Raw genomic sequence first — 16624 nt, 5'->3', positions numbered from 1 at the left:
TGGCGACTATGCCCTCCCGATGCCGACCCAGCGCACCGGGCGACCGCTTCGCATCGCCACCTGGAACATCAACTCCGTTCGGCTGCGCCGCGGCCTGCTGGCGGAGCTGGTGAAGGCGCTCGATCCGGACGTGCTCTGCCTGCAGGAGACCAAATGCCCGGACGAGCTCTTTCCGCTCGAGGACATCCGCGGCTTCGGCTTCCCGCACATCGCCCATAAGGGCATGAAGGGCTACAACGGCGTCGCCATCCTCTCGCGCCTGCCCTTCGCGGTACGCGACGAGGATCCCGACTGGTGCGGCCGCGGCGATTGCCGGCATCTCGCCGTCTCGCTCGATGCGCCGGGCGGTCCGCTGGAGCTGCACGATTTCTACGTCCCCGCCGGCGGCGACCTGCCGGACCGCGCGGCCAACCCGAAATTCGCCCATAAGCTCGATTTCGTCGCCGAGGCGACGGCCTGGTCGGCGGCGCGCGGCGCCCGGCCGCGCAGCGTGCTGGTCGGCGACCTGAACATCGCCCCGCTCGAGAACGATGTCTGGAGCCACCGGCAGATGCTCGGCGTCGTCTCGCACACCCCGGTCGAGGTGGCGGCGCTCACCGGCTGGATGCAGGCCGGCGCCTGGCACGATGCGCTGCGGCATTTCGTGCCGCCCGAGGAGAAGCTCTACACTTGGTGGTCCTACCGCGCCCGCGACTGGGAGGCCTCGGATCGCGGCCGGCGGCTCGATCATCTCTGGGTCAGCCCCGACCTCGCCGGCGCGCTCGGGCGGCATGCGGTGCTGAAGCCGGCGCGGGGCTGGCCGCAGGCCAGCGACCATGTGCCGGTGATGATCGAACTTCTACTGTGACGACCACCCGCGATTGTTACGAACGGCGTCGTGTCGATCGTGACATGAGCGGCCCGCGGGCGATAGCATGTCGCCGCGGATGAATGGCCCGCGACAGGAACCCCGCCCGGTGTGGATTCTCGCCCTTGATGCCTCGCTCGCCCGCTGCTCGGCCGCCGTGCAGGCCGATGCCGCGATCCGGGCCCAGCGGCTCCTCGAGGCCGATCGCGGCCAGGCCGCGGCCCTGCCGCCCATGGCGCAGGCGGTGCTGCGCGAGGCCGGCATCGCCGCCACCGATCTCGACGCCGTGGCCGCCGTGGTCGGGCCGGGCAGCTTCACCGGCATCCGCGCCGCGCTCGCCCTGGCCCAGGGGGTGGCGCTCGCGGCCAGCCTGCCGGTGCTCGGCGTGACGACGGGCGAGGCGCTGGCCGCGGCGCTGCCGGTCGCGGCCCGGTCGGGGCGGAGCGTCTGGTCGGTGGTCGACAACCGTCGCGGCCGGGTGATCCTCGAGCGCTTCGCCGCCGGGGCCGCGGCGGCGGACGGGTTGCCGGAGGTGCATGAGATCGATGCGCTGCCGCTGCCGGGCGGGCCGGTGGTCTTGGTCGGCGATGCCGCCGAGCGGGTCGCCGCCGCGCTCGCCGCCCGCGGCGCCGAGGCGGAGGCGAGCGCCAGCCGCCAGCCGGAGGCCGCCGCGGTGGCGCGCGTCGCCGCGCTGCGGCTGACCGGGCGGCTGCCGCCCCTCGCGGCGCGTCCCCTCTATGTCGAGCCGCCGGCGGTGCGGCAGCCGCTCGCCAGCCCGGCGTGATTCCCGGCCCGGCCGGCGCGGCGGACGCGGCGGCGCTCGCCGCCCTGCATGCCGAGGCCTTCCCGCCGGCCGAGACCTGGGGGCCGGACGCCATCGCGCTGATGCTGGGCATGCCCGGCGCCTTCGGCCTCTGGGTGCCCGGGGCGGGCTTCGTGCTGGCGCGCGCGGCGGGCGGCGAGGCGGAGATCCTGACGCTCGCGGTGCGGCCCCCGGCGCGGCGGCGCGGCCTCGGCGGCGCGCTGCTGGCCGGGGCGCTGGCCGGGGCGGTGGCGCGCGGCGCGGCGGCGATGTTCCTCGAGGTCGCCGCCGGCAACGCCGCGGCCCGCGCGCTCTATGCCGGGCAGGGCTTCGTCGAGGTGGGGCGGCGGCGGCGCTATTACCCGGACGGGTCGGACGCGCTGGTGCTGCGCCGCGTCCTGACTGGCCCGCCTGCCGGGAAGTAATGGCGGCGCTGCGTCGCGGCGAATAGTACGGCGTCCGCGACGCAAGTCTGGCCGCGGCGGCGGCCGGGCCTCAGCCCTTGCGCAGCAGCAGCAGCAGCGAACCGTCGGCGAGTTCCCTCTGGGCCAGCACGGCATGGCCCTGCTCGGTCGCCGTCCGGGGCAGGTTGCGGCGCGGCTCCTCGCCTCGCAGGCGCAGCAACAGGGTCTGCCCGCTTTGCATCCGGTCGAGGGCGAGTCGGGTGCGGACGAAGGTCATTGGACAAGTGTCGGTGGTGATGTCCAGCTGACGATCGCTGCTGAGTTCTTGTTCGCTAACAGAGTCCAACGGAAGATGCCCCCTGAAGCGCTGGAACGTATTGCGAAACCATGTGAGGGGGTAGTATAGCTCGCCGGCCGACAACGGGAAGATACGTCGCATGGCTGAAGATTCGCCTTCTGCCGACCTGCTGGGACTGACAGCCGAAATCGTGGCGGCGCATGTCTCGAACAATCCAGTAGCGTTGGGAGATCTCCCAAACCTCATCCAGGAGGTTTATCGGACGCTGTCCTCGGTAGGACAGCCCGTGGCGAAGCCACAGCCCGAGCGTCCACAACCCGCGGTGCCGGTGAAGAAGTCGATTACACCGGAATACCTGGTGTGTCTGGAAGACGGGAAGAAGCTGAAGATGTTGAAGCGACATCTCCAGACCTCCTACAACATGACACCCGAGCAGTACCGGGAGCGTTGGGGCCTGGCGCCCGACTATCCTATGGTGGCGCCGAACTACGCCAAGCATCGCTCCTCGCTGGCCAAGAAGATCGGCCTCGGCACCAAGCCGCGCGGCCGTCCGGCCCGTGCGGCGCGGCGCGAGTCGACGGTGGCAGCGGGCACGGCGATGAAGGCCGGCTGATCCGGCAGGCCGTCGCCCGGCCATGCATCCGTCTCGTGCCCGGACCATCCGCCCTCCCTCCCGCCTCCGCCATGGTGGCGGGCGGCAGGGAAGGCTATGGTCCCGGCCCTGAGGGAACCAGGGTGGCCGGACCTGCCGGCCGCCGAGCATTAGGGCCGAATCTGAAGCCGCATGGACACGCCCGCTTCCGCCGACCGCGAGGGCATCTCCCGCATCGAAAGGCTCTGCATCGAGCGCGGCCTCAAGATGACGGGACAGCGGCGCCTGATCGCCCGCGTCCTCTCCGAGAGCGCCGACCACCCGGATGTCGAGGAGCTGTACCGTCGCGCGCATGAGCGCGACAGCCACATCTCCATCGCCACGGTCTACCGGACCGTGCGGCTGCTCGAGGAGAAGGGGATCCTCGAGCGCCACGATTTCGGGGGCGGCCGCGCCCGCTACGAACCCACCGAGCACGGGCCGCACCACCACCTGATCGACGTCGACACCGGCAAGGTGATCGAGTTCGCCGATGAGCGGCACGAGGTGCTGGCGCGCGAGATCGCCGCGCGACTCGGCTTCCAGCTCGTCGATCACCGGCTCGAGCTGTTCGGCCGCCGCTTCCCCGACCCGACGCCCGAGCCCGCCGGCGGCCGCCGCAAGCCGCGCAGCGGGCGCGACCCGGCATGAGCGCCCTCTCATGAGCACCCTGGCCGGCGAGGCCGGCTTCGGCGAGCTGCGCGCCGGCAATCTGGGGGTCCGGCTGGCCGAGACGGAGGCGGAGATCGACGCCTCCCTCGCGCTCCGCTACCGCGTCTTCTACGAGGAGATGGGGGCGCATCCGGACGCCGCGACGCTGGCGACCGGCCGCGACCGCGACGAATACGACGCGGTCGCCGACCATCTGCTGGTCCTCGACCACGATCTCGGCGAGGGCGCCGCGGCGGTGGTCGGCACCTACCGGCTGATCCGCCGGCCCGCGGCGGCCCGCATCGGCCGCTTCTACTCGGCCGCGGAATACGACCTCCGGCCGCTGCTCGACCTCCGCGGCGAGATCCTCGAGCTGGGCCGGTCCTGCGTCGACGCCCAGCACCGCACGCGCGGCAGCATGCAGCTGCTCTGGCGCGGCATCGCCGCCTATGTCTTCCATCACCGCATCGAGCTGATGTTCGGCTGCGCCAGCCTGCACGGCACCAACCTCGACGCCCTCGCGCCGGCGCTCACCTTCCTGCACACGCATCACCTGGCGCCGGCGCCGATCCGGCCGCGGGCCTTGCCCGAGCGCTACGTGGCGATGAACCGCCTCGATCCGGCGACGCTCGACCTGCGCGCGGTGGTGCAGGAGCTGCCGCCGCTGGTGAAGGGCTATCTCCGGCTCGGCGGCTTCGTCGGCGACGGCGCCGTGCTCGACCACCAGTTCAACACCACCGATGTCTGCATCGTGGTGAAGTCCGCCCTCGTCACCGACAAATACGCCAAGCATTACGAGCGCAAGCACGCCGCCACCGGCCAGGACCCTGTCGGCTTCCGCTCGGAGATGGCCGGCCCGCCGCGCGAGCGCGGCCCCGACCTGCTCCGCTAGAGCAGATCCCGATCAGGTGGACGCACCTGATCGGGTGAAGATGCCCTGAAAACGCAAGGCCGGCGCCCGGCAGGCCCGGGGCCGCTGCCCTCAGCCCGCCTCGGGCACCGGCACGTCGAAGCCGTTCAGGGTGATCGAGACCAGGCAATAGAGGCCGACGAGGTAGACCAGCTCGGCCGTGGCATCCCGGCCGAAGACCTCGACCCCCTGCGTCCAGGTCAGCTCGGGCAGCACCCCGCCCCCGACCAGGGCGGCGGCGATGTCGTAGGCGACCGCCTCCTCCCGCGTCAGGTCCACGGGGCGCTGCCCGGCGACGATGGTGGCGATCTTCGCATCCGGCAGGCCGCGCTGCTCGGCCGCGATCACATGCGCGTAGATCTCGTAGGCGGCGTGGAAATGCGCGCCGGTCACCAGGATGGCGACCTCGCGCACCGGCCGCGGCAGCGCGGTCTCGAAGGAGAGGGCCTTGGTCAGCTCCCAGATCGGCCCGCCGATCCGCGGCCAGTGGATCCAGGGATTCCACGGGCCCATCAGCGCACCATCCGGCGCGATCGTGGCGAAGCCCTTGAAGTTCTTCTCGATGCCCGCGCGCATATCGGCATGCAGCGGCGTCTGCTCGGCATCGAGCTGGGCGGGGGGGATCAGCGGCAGGCGCATGGGCCGGGGCTCCGGACAAGAGGTGGGGCAGGGGAGGTGCGCGGCGGGCGCGCGGGCGATAACGCCGGCCGCTGGCGTTTGCCGCATGCCGCCCCGATGCCGCCCCACCAGCGGCCGGGCCCCGCCGCGGGCGGGGCGCGTCCGAGGTGTTCCCAGGCCGGGCCATCGCGGGCTAGCCTCCCGCCCATGAGCGACGCCGAACCGACCCCCGCCATCCACGACATGGGCGGCCTCAGCCGCTTCCGCTGCAGCCCGGTCGAGCGCGACGAGGCACCGCCGGACGCCTTCGGCAAGCGCGTGGATGCGCTGCGCCAGGTGCTGGCGCAGAAGGGCCTGATGACGGTGGACGAGCTGCGCCGCGGCATCGAGGCGATCCCGGAGCCGGAGTATTTCGGGCTCACCTATTACGAGCGCTGGTTGACCTCGATCACCGGCCTGCTGCTGGAGAAGGGCGTGGTCACGCCGGAGGAGCTGGCATGAGCGCCGGTCCGGCGGCGGGGCCCGCCGCGCGCTTCGCGCCCGGGGCGCGGGTCCGCGTCCGCGAGGACTGGCCGGAGCGCCGGCGCCTGCCCTCCGGCGCCCCCTCCTGCCACATCCGCACCCCGCACTACCTGCGCGGCCGGGAGGGGGAGGTGCAGGCGGTGCTCGGCGCTTTCGCCAATCCCGAGGACCTGGCCTTCGCCCGGCCGGCCCCGCCGCGCGTGCTCTACCACGTGCTCTTCGCCCAGCCGCCGATCTGGCAGGAGGGCGCGGAGGGTGACACGCTGCTTGTCGAGATCTTCGAGCATTGGCTGGAGCCGGCCGATGCCCCAGGCCAGGAGGCCGCGTGATGCCGAGCGAGCCGCACCCGTCCCGCCCCCGCGCGAGGGCCGCATGAGCGCCCCCGCCCGCCCCGAGAGCCTCGCCCGGCTGGAGCGGCTGGTCGCCGCCCTCGCCGCCAAGGGCCTCGTCAGTGAGGCGGAGCTGGCGGCGATGCAGGCCCGCACCGACCGCGCCAGCCCGGAGATCGGCGCCCGCATGGTGGCCCGCGCCTGGCTCGACCCGGCCTGGCGGGCGCTGCTGCTGGCCGACGGCGCGGCGGCGGCCGAGCGGATGGGCGTCTCCATGGCCGGCGCGCCGCCGCTCGGCGTGCTGGAGAACCGGCCGGGGTTGCACCACCTCGTCGTCTGCACCCTCTGCTCCTGCTATCCGCGCGCCGTGCTCGGCTATCCGCCGGGCTGGTACAAGAGCTTCGAATACCGCTCCCGCGCGGTGCGGGACCCGCGCGGCGTGCTGGCGGAATGGGGCACCGCGCTGCCGGCAGGCACCAAGATCCGGGTGGTCGACAGCACGGCGGATTACCGCTGGATGGTGCTGCCGATGCGCCCCGAGGGCACCGAGGGCTGGTCCGAGGACCAGCTCGCGGCGCTGGTGACGCGCGACGCGCTGGTCGGCGTCGCGCTGCCGCAGCTCCCGGCCCGGGCGGCGGCCTGACGGGAGGGCGCGGGGCGCCGGACGAGGCGGCGTGGCGGACGCGCCGCCCGTGGGCGGCAGGCCCGATCGCGGGGAACGCGGCGGGCGGCGGGAGGAGAGAGGGGCATGGGTGACGAACTGGCGGCGCTGACGGCGCTGAGCCGCGCGCGGCAGGACGAGCTCTATGCCTGCTATGCCAGGGGCGACCGCGCCGCGGTGCTGGAGGCCCTGGCCGAGGATGTCGTCTGGAGCTCGGCCGCCTGCCCGGGCATCCCCTGGGGCGGCACGCATCGCGGCCGCGCCGGGGTCGAGGCCTTCTTCGCCGCCCTCGATGCCACGCTCGCCGTCACCGCCTACACCGTGGAGCGGGTGATCGCCGACGGCGAATGGGTCACGGTGCTCGCCGAGGCGCGCGGCCGCGTGCATGCGACGGGGCAGGAGATCGTGCTGGCCAAGACCGACATCCTGCGCCTGCGCGACGGCCGGCTCCTCGAATTCCGCGAGCTCTACGACACCGCCGCCGTGCTGGAGGCGCTGCAGGCGCCGCGCGCCTGAGAGAGGGACCGGCCCGCGCCTCATGCTGCCCATCGAGTCCGACGGCCTGCCCATGCCGCGCCGCGTCTGGGCGGTGGCGGCCGTTTCCGTCTCCATCGCCATCACCGTGCTCGACAGCTCGATGGTCAATATCGCGCTGCCCGGCATCGCCCGCACCCTCGGCATCTCGCCGGCGAGCGCGACCTGGCTGCTGAACGCCTATCAGCTCACCGTGGTGACGACGCTGCTGCCGCTCGCCTCGCTCGGCGAGACGATCGGCTTCCGGCCGGTCTTCCTCTGCGGCTTCGCGCTGTTCGGCCTGGCCTCGCTCGGCGCGGCGCTGGCGCCGGATTTCGAGACGCTGCTCGCCTGCCGCATCCTGCAGGGCCTGGGCGCCGCGGCGGTGATGAGCCTGACGGCGGGGATGATCCGCCACATCTACCCGCTGCGGCTGCTCGGCCGGGCCATCGGCTTCAACGCCATGGTGGTCGCCGTCGCCGGCGCCTCGGCGCCCTCGCTCGCCGCCGCCATCCTCACCGTGGCGCCCTGGCAGGCGCTGTTCGCGGTGCATGTGCCGGTCAGCCTCCTCGGCATCGCCATCGGCTGGCGCTCGCTGCCCGACCATGCCGGCTCCGGGCGGCGCTACGACTGGCCGAGCGCCTGCCTCAACATCCTCGCCTTCGGGCCGGTCTTCCTCGGCGCCGACCTGATGCTGCATGCGACGCTGCCGGCGGTCCTGCTGGTGGCCCTCGGGCTCGCCTCCGGCGCCGCGCTGGTGCGGCGCCAGCTCAGCCAGCCGGCGCCGCTGCTGCCGATCGACCTGCTGCGGACGCGGGTGATCGCCTTCTCCGTCGCCGCCTCGGTCTGCGCCTTCTCCGCCTGGTATGCGAGCTATGTCTCGCTGCCCTTCCTGTTGCAGGGGGCGGGGATCAGCCAGGCGGGCACCGGGCTGATCATGACGCCCTGGCCGCTCGGCATGGCCTTCGGCGCGCCGATCGCCGGCCGGCTCTCCGACCGGGTGCCGACCGCGCTGCTCTGCGCCTTCGGCATGGGGGCGATGGCGGTCGGGCTCGGCGTGGTGGCGAGCCTGCCGCTGCTCGGCAACGGGCTGATCATCGGCGCCATGATGGCGCTCTGCGGCGCCGGCTTCGGCTGCTTCTCGACGCCGAACAACCGCACCATGCTGAGCTCGGCGCCGAAGGCGCGGGCCGGCGGGGCGGGCGGGATGCAGGCGACGGCGCGGCTGCTCGGCACCACGCTCGGCACCACGGTGGTGGGGCTCTGCTTCCAGCTGGCCGGGGCGGGCGGCCCGCGGGTGGCGCTGCTCGCCGCCATCGGCTTCGCGCTGGCCGCCGGCCTGCTCAGCCTGACCCGGCGGCGGATGGGGTGAGCGGCCGGCAAAAAAGGGGCCGGTGGTTGCCCACCGGCCCTAAGTGGTGATCCATGGCCCGACCCCAGGTCGCGGTCCGGATCACTGGGAGGAGACGTCCAAGGCATCGCCTGAACGTCCTGACTATGCCTCACTCACATGTGAGTGAGAAGAAGAATCTTATGACATCAAAGCAAGCTGCTTCCATCGCCCTGGCCGCGGGGCCGGACCCGGCCGCGGCGGCGTGCAGGAGGACCGTGATGCCCGCCATGGCCCGGGCCTGCGCCCTGCCACCGCCGCGCCCGCCCGCGGCGCCGCGGCCTCGGCGCGCCGGCCTGCTGGCCGCGCTGCTCATGGCCTGCCTCCTCGCCGCCTGCGCCGGCGTGCCGGCGCCGGAGCCGCCGCTCTCCTACCCGCCGGCGGCGCGGGCGCGGTTGCTGCGCCTGGCGCTGGCGGAATGGGCCGAGTGGGGGCGGATCGCGCTGACGGCCGGGCAACGCCTGCCGACCGGGCATGCCGAGAGCGACCCGGCCAATTTCCCGCGCATCCTCGCCTACTGGCGCGCCGTCCCGCAGGACGAGGGCGCCATCGCGCTCAATCGCCGCCGCTACGCCGCCGCCCTGGCCGGGGAGCCGGAGGGCGGGCATCTCTGGCAGGACCCCTACTGGTCGGCCGCCTTCATCAGCTACCTCATGCTGGCGGCGGGCATCGATCGCCGCGAATTCCCGCCCAGCGCCGCGCATTCCGCCTATGTCGACGCGCTGATCGCCGATGCCGCCCGCTTCCCCGCGACGGCGCCCTTCCTGCCGCGCTCGCCCCAGGAGTTGGCGCCGCGCCCGGGCGACCTGCTCTGCGCCGATCGCAGCCGCACCCCGATCCTGGACTGGCGCCAGCGCGCCGCCGATGCCGGCCGCTTCCGGCCCATGCATTGCGACATCGTCGTCGAGACCGGCCCTGGCCATGTGGACGCGATCGGCGGCAATGTGCTGGATGCCGTCACCCGCACCCGCTTCCCCGCGGATGCGGCGGGCATCCTCTATCCCGCGCCGCCGGGCGCGCCGGCCTTCTTCGCCGTCTTCGAGAACCGCCTCGGCCGCCTGCCTCCCTGGAGCGAGACACCATGACCGACCTGTTCGAGCCGCTGACCCTGCGCGGCGTGACGCTGCGCAACCGCATCGGCGTCTCGCCCATGTGCATGTATTGCTGCGGCGGCGACGGCAAGCCGACCGAATGGCACCTGCAGCACCTGCTCTCGCGCGCCGTCGGCGGCGCCGGGCTGGTGATGACCGAGGCGGCGGCGGTGGTGCCGGAGGGGCGGATCTCGCCCGACGACCTCGGCATCTGGGGCGACCAGCACCTGCCGGGCCATGCGCGGCTGGCGGGCGGCATCGCCGCGCTCGGCGCGGTGCCGGCCATCCAGCTCGCCCATGCCGGGCGCAAGGCCAGCCGCAACGCCCCCTGGCTGCACGGCCCGGCGCCGGCGGCGCAGGGCTGGACGCCGCTCGCCCCCTCGGCCGAGGCCTTCGGCGACTATGCCGTGCCGCGCGCCATGACCGAGGCGGAGATCCTCGCCACCATCGAGGCCTTCGCCGCCGCGGCGAAGCGCAGCGTCGCCGCCGGCTATCGCTTCATCGAGCTGCATGCGGCGCATGGCTATCTCGGCCACCAATTCCTCTCGCCGCTCTCGAACCGCCGCAACGATGCCTGGGGCGGCGATTTCGACGGCCGCGCCCGCTTCGTGCTGGAGATGACGCGGGCGGTGCGCGCCGCCATCCCGGACGACCTGCCGCTCTGCGTCCGCGTCTCGCACACCGACTGGGTGGAGGGCGGCTGGACGACGGAGGAGACGGTCGAGCTCTCCCGCCGGCTGCGGGCGCTCGGCGTCGACATGGTCGATGTCTCCTCGGGCGGGCTGCACCCCGACCAGACGATCACGCTCGGCCCGGGCTACCAGGTGCCGGGGGCGCAGGCGGTGCGGCAGGGGGCGGGGCTGCCGGTCGCGGCGGTCGGCATGATCACCGAGCCGGCGCAGGCCCAGGCGATCCTCGCCGAGGGACGGGCCGACCTCATCCTGCTGGCCCGCGCCATGCTGCGCGACCCCTACTGGCCGCTGCGCGCCGCGGCGGCGCTCGGCCGCACCACGGCGTTGGCGGTGCCGCCGCAATACGAGCGCGGCTGGAACACGCTCGGCGCCATGGAGCGGGACGACGACCTCGCCGAGGCGATGCCGGCGCTGTAGCGGCGGGGCGGGCGGGTCGGGCAGCATGCCCCCGGGAAGAAGGCCCAGGGAGGAGCCCGCCATGCCCGCCTATCTCATCGCCACTATCAAGGTCACCGATCCCGCTGGGTTCGGCGAGTATGTTCGCCAGGTCCGCCCGATGGTGGCACGCTTCGGCGGCCGCTACCTGGTCGGTGGCAGCGCGTTCGATGCGGTCGAGGGAGAACCGGCCCCCGACGTGCTGGCGGTGCTGGAATTCGCCGACATGCCGGCGCTGCGCGCCTTCTACGACAGCGCCGACTACGCGCCGCTGCTGGCGCTGCGGCAGGCCTCCACGGTCTCGCACGTCGTCTTGGCGAAAGGGATGCCGCCGCACTGAGCCGCAGCGCGGGACAGGGAAGGAGACGAGGATGCCTGCCTATCTGCTGGCCAATCTCCGGGTGCGGGACCCGGCGAAATTCGCCGAGTACCGCGACAGGGTGGCGCCGATGATCGCCCGCTTCGGCGGCCGCTACCTCATCCGCGGCGGCGCGGTGACGCCATGCGAGGGCGATCCGCGGCTCGAGCGCGTGGTGCTGCTGGAATTCCCCGACCTGCCGGCGCTGCGGCGCTTCTCCGACAGCCCCGACTACGCCCCGCTCATCGCCCTGCGCCAGGCGGCGGCCGAGGGCGATGTCGCCATCATCGAGGGCCACGCCCCCGGCTGAGCTTGGCGCCGCCCGTTGTCCTGCCGTGGCTTCGCCACGGCAGGCTGTGACGCATCTCGGGCCCGAGGCGACTCACGGGGGCCCCCGCGGCGGCGCGCAGCGACGTCGTGGGGAATGCTATAGCATCTGCCCGCCATCGACGATGATGGTCTGCCCCGTCACCCAGCGCGCGGCGGGGGAGGCAAGGAACATCACCACCTCCGCCACCTCCTCCGGCGTGCCCAGCCGGCCGAAGGGGATGTCGGCCAGGATGGCGTTGTAGAGCGCCGGGTCGCTGGCCTTGCGCGCCTCCCAGGAGCCGCCGGGGAACTCGATGCTGCCCGGCGCCACGGCATTGGCGCGGATGCCCTTCGGCGCATACATCGCCGCCTGGCTCTGGGTGTAGTTGACCAGCAGCGCCTTCACCGCCGCATAGGCCGGCGTGCGGGTGCTCGGCCGGAAGCCGGAGATCGAGGAGACGTTGACGATGCAGCCGCGGCTCGCCTCGAGATGCGGCAGGGCGGCATGCGTCGCCCGCACCGTCGCCATGACATCCACCGAAAGCCCCTGCGCCCAGTGCTCCTCGGTGTCCCGGCTGCCGAAGCCGGAGGCGTTGTTCACCAGCACGTCGATGCCGCCGAGCGCCTCGCCCGCCGCCGCGACATAGGCGCGCACCGCGGCGGCATCGGCGAGGTCGCAGGGCGCCGCATGCGCCCTGGCGCCGAGCGCCGCGATCTCGCCCCGCACCGCTTCCAGCGGCCCGGGGCTGCGGGCGCAGACCGAGACCGCCGCGCCCGCCCCGGCGAAGCCGAGCGCGATCGACCGCCCGATGCCGCGGCTGCCGCCGCAGACGACGACGCGCTTGCCCTGGAATGCCTGCATGCCCCGTTCCTTCCGGATGTCCCGTGCAGGCTGGCGGATGCTGCCCCGGCTGCAAAGCCTGTCCGGAAGGTCGGTGCCGATCATCGAAAGCCGTGCGCGGGGCCGCCGCGACGGCGCGCGGCGGCGGGATCTAGGCCGCTTCCCGTGAACGCCGGTGCATGGGAAGCACCCTAGTCTATTGTTTTCACGCCATCTTCACCCGATCAGGTGCGTCCACCTGATCGGGATCGGCCCTAGGGCAGCGCGTTCAGCCGCCGCTCCACCATGGCCCGCCAGGGCGCCTCGGGCGGGGCATCGGCGATCAGCGCCCGCCAGGCCGCCTTGGCGCTCTCCGGCCGCCCGGCCTGCGCCTCGGCCAGCCCCGCCAGGAAGCGCAGCCCGACATGGCCCTGCGCCCGCGGCAGGGCGGCGGCGAGCAGCGCCTGGGCCTCCTCGTTGCGGCCCTCCTCCAGCAGCACCTGGGCGAGCTGGCCGGTCAGGTCGGCATCGAAGCCGCCGGCCAGGGCCTTGCGATAGGCCTCGGCGGCGGCGGCGAGCCGGCCGCGCCCGCGTTCGGCATTGCCGAGCAAGGTCCAGCCCTCCCGCGCCTGGCTGCTCTCCGGCGGCAACTGGCCGAGGCGGACGCGCAGGTCATCGAGCAGCCGGTCGTCCCGGGCGGCGATCTCGTGCCGCAGCGCAAAGGGGGCGGAGGGCATGTCCGGGATGCCGCTGCGGAGATAGAGGCCGAGCGCAAGGCCGGGCACGGCGACCAGGGCTGCGGCCAGCACCCAGCGGCTGCGCCGGTCCTCGGCCGGGCCGGCCTCGGCCGGGGCGGCGAGCAACCGGCGCTGCACCTCCAGCACCGCGGCGCGATGCGCCGCCGCATCGAGGCGGCCGGCCTCCTTCTCCCGGGCGAGCTCGGCGAGCTGGGCGCGGTAGAGGCCGAGATCGGCCTCGCCACGGCCGCGGGCGCGGGCCGGCCCGAGCAGCGTGATGGCCAGCGGCAGCAGCGCCGCCACGGCCAGCAGGCCGAGCGCCAGCCAGATGGAGACGCCGCTCACCGGCCCTTGCCGTCCTCGATCGCGCGCAGCCGGGCGCGCTCCGCCGCCGAGAGCTCGAGGGCGGCGTCCGGCGCCGTGGCACGCCGCCGCCGGATGGCGAGGATCATCCCCGTGCCGAGGCCGAGGGCGATGACCGGCATGCCCCAGAGCAGCCAGGTCTCCGGCTTCACCGGCGGCCGCAGCAGCACGAAATCGCCGTAGCGGGCGTGCAGGTAGTCCATGACCTCGGCATCGCTGCGCCCGGCCGCCACCTGCTCGCGCACGATGCGGCGGAGGTCGCGGGCGAGGTCGGCATCGCTGTCCTCGATGGACTGGTTCTGGCAGACCATGCAGCGCAGCTCGCGGCCGATCTCCCGCGCCCGCTCCTCCTGCGCCGGGTCGCGCAGCATCTCGGCGGGATCGGTCACGGCGGCGAGGGCCATCGGCGCGGCGAGCAGTGCCAGGGCCGCCAGGCCGCAGCGTCCGGCGCGCAGGAGGGGCGGGGCGGCGCCCCGCAGGGCGGCGGGCGGAGGCATCATGCGTAGCGGCGCAGCAAGGGCTGCAACTCCTGGGTCAGCGTGTCCTCGGTCAGCGGACCGGCCCAGCGCCAGCGGATGATCCCCTGGCGGTCGATCAGATAGGTCTCCGGCACGCCGTACAGCCCCCAGTCGATGGCGACGCGCCCCGGCTGGTCGACGCCGAGCCGGATATAGGGCGTGCCGTGCCGCCTGAGGAAGGCGAGGCTGTCCGCCGGCTTGTCCTTGTAGGCGATGCCGAAGAGCGGCACGCCCTCGCGCGCGAGGCGGGTGAGTTGCGGGTGCTCGATCAGGCAGGGCACGCACCAGGAGGCGAAGAAATTCACCAGCACCGGCCGCCCCTGGCCGCGCAGGTCGGCGGCGGCGAGGCCGGGGCGGTCGGCGCCCTCGAGCGGCGGCAGAGTGAAGTCGGGCGCGGCCTGGCCGATGAGGGCCGAGGGCACGCCCTTCGGGTCGTAGCCGCCGGTGCCGAGGCCGCGCAGCATGGCGTAGAAGCCGGCCCCGGCGGCGGCGGCGGCGGCGAAGGGGGCGAGCAGCAGCAGGCGGCGGCGGGAGGCGGCAGCCCGGGGTGCCGGGGTGGTGGGCGCCGGGGTGGTGGGCGCCGGGGTGGCGGGGGCGGTGGCCTCCCGCCCATCGGCCGGGCTCATGCCCGCGCCCTCGCGCCCGCGGCCCTGGCCGGCGCCGAGACCCGCATGCGCCGGTCGCTCAGCGACAACCCGCCGCCGAGCGCCATGATGGCGCCGCCGATCCAGATCCAGGGAGCGAGCGGGTTGTGGTGCAGCCGCAGCACCGCGCCGCCCTCGCGCTCCTCGCCCAGCACGGCGTAGAGATCGGCGAGGCCGGTGGTGTGGATGGCCGCCTCGCTCGTCGTCATCCGGCCGACCGGGAAGCTGCGCTTGTCGGGCTCCAGCACCGCCACCAGCCGGTCGCCGTCGCGCACCTCGACATGCGCCCGCCGCGCCGTCCAGTTCGGCCCCTGCACGGAGCTGATGCCGGTGAGGCGGTAGTCGAGCCCGGCGAGGCGGACGGCCTCGCCCGGGCGCAGCAGGGCCAGGCGGTCGGTCGCCAGCCCCATGCCGGCGAGGCCGAGGATGGTGACGCCGAGCCCGGCATGCGCCAGCGCCCCGCCCCAGGCGGCGCGCGGCAGGCCGCGGGCGCGCGACCAGGCGGCGCGCGGCCGGCTGAACAGGGCGAGGCGGTCGGCGATGTCGGCCAGCGCCGCGGCGACCAGCCAGAGCCCGGCGGCGAAGCCGAGCGCCGGGCCGAGACGCTGGCCGGCCAGGGCCAGGCAGAGCAGGAAGCCGGCCAGCCCGGCCAGCGCCGCCCACCAGAGCCGCTGCAGCACCGGCCAGAGCCGCGCCCGCTTCCAGGGCAGCACCGGCCCCACCCCCATGGCGGCGATCAGCGGCGCCGCCAGCGGCAGGGTGGCGGTGTTGAAGAAGGGCGGGCCGACCGAGATCTTCTCCTTCAGCAGCAGGTCGGCGAACATCGGGTAGAGCGTGCCGACCAGCACCACCGCGGCGATCGAGCAGAGCAGCAGGTTGTTCAGCACCAGCGCGCCCTCGCGCGACAGCGGCGCGAAGAGGCCGGTCGGGGAGAGCGCCGCGGCCCGCCAGGCGAAGAGCAGGAAGCCGCCGCCGATGAAGGCGCCGAGCAGGCCGAGGATGAAGACGCCGCGCGCCGGGTCGTTGGCGAAGGCATGCACGCTGGTCAGCACGCCGGAGCGCACCAGGAAGGTGCCGAGCAGGCTCATGCCGAAGGCGAGCAGGGCGAGGAAGACGGTCCAGGTCTTCAGCGCCTCCCGCTTCTCGACGACGATGGCGCTGTGCAGCAGGGCGCAGCCGGCGAGCCAGGGAAGGAGGGAGGCGTTCTCCACCGGGTCCCAGAACCAGTAGCCGCCCCAGCCGAGCTCGTAATAGGCCCACCAGGAGCCGAGCGCGATGCCGAGGGTGAGGAAGCTCCAGGCCGCCAGCGCCCAGGGGCGCACCCAGCGGCCCCAGGCGGCATCGACGCGGCCTTCCAGCAGCGCCGCGACGGCGAAGGCATAGGTCACGGCGAAGCCGACATAGCCGAGATAGAGCAGCGGCGGGTGGAAGGCGAGGCCGGGGTCCTGCAGGATCGGGTTCAGCCCCTGGCCATCGGCCGGCGGCGGCCAGACCCGGTCGAAGGGGTTCGAGGTCGCCAGGATGAAGCCGAGGAAGCCGGCGGCGATCAGCGCCAGCACCGCCAGCACCCGCGCCTGCAGGGCGGAGGGCAGGTTGTTGCCGAAGGCGGCGACGGCGCCGCCGCAGAGGGCGAGGATCAGCACCCAGAGGACCATGGAACCCTCGTGGTTCCCCCAGGTGCCGCTGATCTTGTAGAGCAGCGGCTTCGCCGAATGGCTGTTCTGCACCACGTTCGCCACCGTGGTGTCGTTCACCACATAGGCCCAGACGAGGCAGGCGAAGGCGCTGCCGACGGCGATCAGGATGCCGGCGGCGAGCGGCCCGGTCGCCGCCATCAGCCGCGCCTCTCCCCGCTGCGCCCCCCAGAGGCCGAGGCCCACCTGGGCGAGCGACAGGGCGAGGGCGAGGGCGAGGGCGAAATGCCCGAGTTCCGGGATCACGTTCCGCTCTCCGGCTGCCGTCCGCTCACGACTTATTCTGTCCGTTGGGTATGTGGGTTGGCTTGGAGGTGTTGAGGGTGTTCCAGGTGTTGGCTGGGGGTGGTGGGCCTTCGGTTGGGTTCCAGTGGCCGGTTTTCTTCA

At 73.9% G+C, this 16624-nt stretch carries 22 protein-coding genes; 15 read left to right on the top strand and 7 right to left on the bottom strand.

Annotated elements, in window-relative coordinates; translation table 11 throughout:
- Nucleotides 1-19 precede the first annotated feature (19 nt).
- The 3 genes from DOO78_RS20125 (at nt 20) to DOO78_RS20115 (ending at nt 2074) form a co-directional block, all read left to right on the top strand.
- Entirely contained in the window at nt 20-847 is an 828-nt protein-coding gene (locus tag DOO78_RS20125) for an exodeoxyribonuclease III (protein ID WP_111471668.1), read from the top strand.
- Nucleotides 848-956: 109 nt separating this feature from the next.
- Nucleotides 957-1631 (top strand): tRNA (adenosine(37)-N6)-threonylcarbamoyltransferase complex dimerization subunit type 1 TsaB, encoded by a 675-nt coding sequence (tsaB, locus tag DOO78_RS20120; RefSeq protein WP_165838998.1) that lies wholly within the window; start codon nt 957-959, stop codon nt 1629-1631.
- Nucleotides 1628-2074, top strand: a complete 447-nt coding sequence (locus DOO78_RS20115) for a GNAT family N-acetyltransferase (RefSeq protein ID WP_243634655.1) — start codon at nt 1628-1630, stop codon at nt 2072-2074. Before tsaB ends, DOO78_RS20115 begins: the two co-directional genes overlap by 4 nt.
- Nucleotides 2075-2144: 70 nt before the next feature.
- On the opposite strand, the gene DOO78_RS28255 is transcribed toward DOO78_RS20115, so the two are convergent.
- The gene (locus DOO78_RS28255) at nt 2145-2492 is read right to left on the bottom strand and encodes a sulfurtransferase TusA family protein (protein WP_111471666.1); all 348 of its coding nucleotides are present in this window, start codon (nt 2490-2492) and stop codon (nt 2145-2147) included.
- On the opposite strand from DOO78_RS28255, the gene DOO78_RS20105 reads away from it, so the two are divergent.
- The 3 genes from DOO78_RS20105 (at nt 2491) to DOO78_RS20095 (ending at nt 4525) form a co-directional block, all read left to right on the top strand.
- On the top strand, nt 2491-2964 hold the full coding sequence (locus DOO78_RS20105; protein WP_111471665.1) for a MucR family transcriptional regulator: 474 nt from the start codon (nt 2491-2493) through the stop codon (nt 2962-2964). The genes DOO78_RS28255 and DOO78_RS20105 overlap by 2 nt on opposite strands.
- A gap of 171 nt (nt 2965-3135) precedes the next feature.
- Nucleotides 3136-3633 carry a Fur family transcriptional regulator gene (locus tag DOO78_RS20100; RefSeq protein WP_111471664.1) on the top strand — a complete coding sequence of 166 codons (498 nt, stop codon included), beginning with the start codon at nt 3136-3138 and terminating at the stop codon, nt 3631-3633.
- Nucleotides 3634-3643: 10 nt separating this feature from the next.
- The gene (locus DOO78_RS20095) at nt 3644-4525 is read left to right on the top strand and encodes a GNAT family N-acetyltransferase (RefSeq protein ID WP_111471663.1); all 882 of its coding nucleotides are present in this window, start codon (nt 3644-3646) and stop codon (nt 4523-4525) included.
- A 90-nt stretch (nt 4526-4615) separates the two neighbouring features.
- On the opposite strand, the gene DOO78_RS20090 is transcribed toward DOO78_RS20095, so the two are convergent.
- Nucleotides 4616-5182, bottom strand: a complete 567-nt coding sequence (locus DOO78_RS20090) for a carboxymuconolactone decarboxylase family protein (RefSeq protein ID WP_111471662.1) — start codon at nt 5180-5182, stop codon at nt 4616-4618.
- A gap of 186 nt (nt 5183-5368) precedes the next feature.
- On the opposite strand from DOO78_RS20090, the gene DOO78_RS28540 reads away from it, so the two are divergent.
- The 9 genes from DOO78_RS28540 (at nt 5369) to DOO78_RS20045 (ending at nt 11462) form a co-directional block, all read left to right on the top strand.
- A complete protein-coding gene (locus tag DOO78_RS28540; RefSeq protein ID WP_111471661.1) occupies nt 5369-5662 on the top strand; it encodes an SH3-like domain-containing protein in 294 nt (97 codons plus the stop codon).
- Complete coding sequence (locus DOO78_RS28535) at nt 5659-6012, top strand: SH3-like domain-containing protein (protein WP_111471660.1); 354 nt, start codon at nt 5659-5661, stop codon at nt 6010-6012. The genes DOO78_RS28540 and DOO78_RS28535 overlap by 4 nt, the downstream gene beginning before the upstream one ends.
- A 43-nt stretch (nt 6013-6055) precedes the next feature.
- Nucleotides 6056-6655: a nitrile hydratase subunit alpha gene (locus DOO78_RS20075; RefSeq protein WP_111471659.1), complete on the top strand. Its 600-nt coding sequence runs from the start codon at nt 6056-6058 to the stop codon at nt 6653-6655.
- A gap of 105 nt (nt 6656-6760) precedes the next feature.
- The gene (locus DOO78_RS20070) at nt 6761-7189 is read left to right on the top strand and encodes a nuclear transport factor 2 family protein (protein WP_111471658.1); all 429 of its coding nucleotides are present in this window, start codon (nt 6761-6763) and stop codon (nt 7187-7189) included.
- A 22-nt stretch (nt 7190-7211) separates the two neighbouring features.
- Nucleotides 7212-8558 (top strand): MFS transporter, encoded by a 1347-nt coding sequence (locus DOO78_RS20065; RefSeq protein ID WP_111471657.1) that lies wholly within the window; start codon nt 7212-7214, stop codon nt 8556-8558.
- A gap of 239 nt (nt 8559-8797) precedes the next feature.
- Nucleotides 8798-9661 (top strand): DUF2272 domain-containing protein, encoded by an 864-nt coding sequence (locus DOO78_RS20060; RefSeq protein WP_243634654.1) that lies wholly within the window; start codon nt 8798-8800, stop codon nt 9659-9661.
- Nucleotides 9658-10776, top strand: a complete 1119-nt coding sequence (locus DOO78_RS20055; RefSeq protein ID WP_111471656.1) for an NADH:flavin oxidoreductase/NADH oxidase — start codon at nt 9658-9660, stop codon at nt 10774-10776. The genes DOO78_RS20060 and DOO78_RS20055 overlap by 4 nt, the downstream gene beginning before the upstream one ends.
- A 61-nt stretch (nt 10777-10837) precedes the next feature.
- Complete coding sequence (locus DOO78_RS20050; RefSeq protein WP_111471655.1) at nt 10838-11134, top strand: DUF1330 domain-containing protein; 297 nt, start codon at nt 10838-10840, stop codon at nt 11132-11134.
- 31 nt (nt 11135-11165) lie between these two features.
- Nucleotides 11166-11462, top strand: coding sequence for a DUF1330 domain-containing protein (locus tag DOO78_RS20045; protein ID WP_111471654.1), 297 nt, complete (start codon nt 11166-11168; stop codon nt 11460-11462).
- A 117-nt stretch (nt 11463-11579) separates the two neighbouring features.
- Here DOO78_RS20045 and DOO78_RS20040 read toward each other — a convergent pair whose 3' ends face one another.
- From DOO78_RS20040 to DOO78_RS20020, 5 genes are all read right to left on the bottom strand, one after another.
- Nucleotides 11580-12323, bottom strand: coding sequence for an SDR family NAD(P)-dependent oxidoreductase (locus tag DOO78_RS20040; RefSeq protein WP_111471653.1), 744 nt, complete (start codon nt 12321-12323; stop codon nt 11580-11582).
- Nucleotides 12324-12556: 233 nt separating this feature from the next.
- Nucleotides 12557-13363, bottom strand: coding sequence for a c-type cytochrome biogenesis protein CcmI (ccmI, locus tag DOO78_RS20035; protein ID WP_111471652.1), 807 nt, complete (start codon nt 13361-13363; stop codon nt 12557-12559).
- Nucleotides 13360-13785 (bottom strand): cytochrome c-type biogenesis protein, encoded by a 426-nt coding sequence (locus DOO78_RS20030; protein ID WP_243634672.1) that lies wholly within the window; start codon nt 13783-13785, stop codon nt 13360-13362. The genes ccmI and DOO78_RS20030 overlap by 4 nt, the downstream gene beginning before the upstream one ends.
- Nucleotides 13786-13877: 92 nt before the next feature.
- Entirely contained in the window at nt 13878-14525 is a 648-nt protein-coding gene (locus DOO78_RS20025; RefSeq protein ID WP_111471651.1) for a DsbE family thiol:disulfide interchange protein, read from the bottom strand.
- Nucleotides 14522-16483, bottom strand: coding sequence for a heme lyase CcmF/NrfE family subunit (locus tag DOO78_RS20020; RefSeq protein WP_111471650.1), 1962 nt, complete (start codon nt 16481-16483; stop codon nt 14522-14524). Before DOO78_RS20020 ends, DOO78_RS20025 begins: the two co-directional genes overlap by 4 nt.
- Nucleotides 16484-16624: the final 141 nt, after the last annotated feature.

It is taken from the genome of Roseicella frigidaeris (assembly GCF_003258945.1).
Classification (GTDB): Bacteria; Pseudomonadota; Alphaproteobacteria; order Acetobacterales; family Acetobacteraceae; genus Paracraurococcus; species Paracraurococcus frigidaeris.
Note: the sequence above shows the minus strand (reverse complement) of the source record. Positions and strands in the feature narration are given on the sequence as shown.

What these genes read in the sequence shown, in the direction of transcription:
- DOO78_RS20070 (WP_111471658.1), top strand. Translation starts at nt 6,761, where the DNA reads ATGGGTGACGAACTGGCGGCGCTGACGGCGCTGAGCCGCGCGCGGCAG.
- DOO78_RS20025 (WP_111471651.1), bottom strand. Translation starts at nt 14,525, where the DNA reads ATGAGCCCGGCCGATGGGCGGGAGGCCACCGCCCCCGCCACCCCGGCG.
- DOO78_RS20045 (WP_111471654.1), top strand. Translation starts at nt 11,166, where the DNA reads ATGCCTGCCTATCTGCTGGCCAATCTCCGGGTGCGGGACCCGGCGAAA.
- DOO78_RS28535 (WP_111471660.1), top strand. Translation starts at nt 5,659, where the DNA reads ATGAGCGCCGGTCCGGCGGCGGGGCCCGCCGCGCGCTTCGCGCCCGGG.
- DOO78_RS20055 (WP_111471656.1), top strand. Translation starts at nt 9,658, where the DNA reads ATGACCGACCTGTTCGAGCCGCTGACCCTGCGCGGCGTGACGCTGCGC.
- DOO78_RS20040 (WP_111471653.1), bottom strand. Translation starts at nt 12,323, where the DNA reads ATGCAGGCATTCCAGGGCAAGCGCGTCGTCGTCTGCGGCGGCAGCCGC.
- DOO78_RS20050 (WP_111471655.1), top strand. Translation starts at nt 10,838, where the DNA reads ATGCCCGCCTATCTCATCGCCACTATCAAGGTCACCGATCCCGCTGGG.
- DOO78_RS20090 (WP_111471662.1), bottom strand. Translation starts at nt 5,182, where the DNA reads ATGCGCCTGCCGCTGATCCCCCCCGCCCAGCTCGATGCCGAGCAGACG.
- DOO78_RS28255 (WP_111471666.1), bottom strand. Translation starts at nt 2,492, where the DNA reads ATGCGACGTATCTTCCCGTTGTCGGCCGGCGAGCTATACTACCCCCTC.
- DOO78_RS20105 (WP_111471665.1), top strand. Translation starts at nt 2,491, where the DNA reads ATGGCTGAAGATTCGCCTTCTGCCGACCTGCTGGGACTGACAGCCGAA.
- DOO78_RS20030 (WP_243634672.1), bottom strand. Translation starts at nt 13,785, where the DNA reads ATGGCCCTCGCCGCCGTGACCGATCCCGCCGAGATGCTGCGCGACCCG.
- DOO78_RS20065 (WP_111471657.1), top strand. Translation starts at nt 7,212, where the DNA reads ATGCTGCCCATCGAGTCCGACGGCCTGCCCATGCCGCGCCGCGTCTGG.
- DOO78_RS20100 (WP_111471664.1), top strand. Translation starts at nt 3,136, where the DNA reads ATGGACACGCCCGCTTCCGCCGACCGCGAGGGCATCTCCCGCATCGAA.
- DOO78_RS20125 (WP_111471668.1), top strand. Translation starts at nt 20, where the DNA reads ATGCCGACCCAGCGCACCGGGCGACCGCTTCGCATCGCCACCTGGAAC.
- DOO78_RS20095 (WP_111471663.1), top strand. Translation starts at nt 3,644, where the DNA reads ATGAGCACCCTGGCCGGCGAGGCCGGCTTCGGCGAGCTGCGCGCCGGC.
- DOO78_RS20075 (WP_111471659.1), top strand. Translation starts at nt 6,056, where the DNA reads ATGAGCGCCCCCGCCCGCCCCGAGAGCCTCGCCCGGCTGGAGCGGCTG.
- DOO78_RS28540 (WP_111471661.1), top strand. Translation starts at nt 5,369, where the DNA reads ATGAGCGACGCCGAACCGACCCCCGCCATCCACGACATGGGCGGCCTC.
- DOO78_RS20060 (WP_243634654.1), top strand. Translation starts at nt 8,798, where the DNA reads ATGCCCGCCATGGCCCGGGCCTGCGCCCTGCCACCGCCGCGCCCGCCC.